This is a genomic window from Variovorax sp. KK3, from assembly GCF_001984055.1.
Lineage (GTDB): Bacteria > Pseudomonadota > Gammaproteobacteria > Burkholderiales > Burkholderiaceae_C > Variovorax.
Genome location: NZ_LYVO01000210.1, coordinates 1 through 399 on the forward strand (window position 1 = coordinate 1; position 399 = coordinate 399).

A 399-nucleotide genomic window follows, 5' to 3' on the forward strand; every position below is an offset into this window, starting at 1 on the left:
CAATGGTGCGATGGCGGTCGGCGGCAGCGCGCCGATCACGCTGTCCGGGCCAGTCGGCGGCGCTGGCTCGCTGGTCAAGAACGGTGCTTCCGATCTCACGCTCGCAGCGGCCAACAACTTCGGCGGCGGCGTCGCGCTGAATGCGGGCCGCCTCGTCGTTGGAACCAACACCTCGCTCGGCACCGGTGTGCTCACGGCCGCCGCGGGCACGACGCTGGATGCCAGCGCACCCGTCAGCCTGGCCAACGACGTGACGCTGCTCGGCAACCTCACGCTGGGAGGCAGCCAGCCGATGACGCTCTCGGGCGGTCTGTCCGGTGCAGGCGGCATCGTCAAGACCGGTGCGGCCGATGCCACGCTGAGCGGCGCCAACAGCTTCGGTGGTGCCGTGTCGGTGCA

1 protein-coding gene is annotated in these 399 nt (G+C 70.7%); it reads left to right on the plus strand.

Translation table 11 applies throughout. The annotated features are described in order from the left end of the window. A partial coding sequence (locus tag B0W80_RS34205; protein WP_143684939.1) for an autotransporter-associated beta strand repeat-containing protein occupies positions 1 to 399 on the plus strand: 399 nt, incomplete at both ends.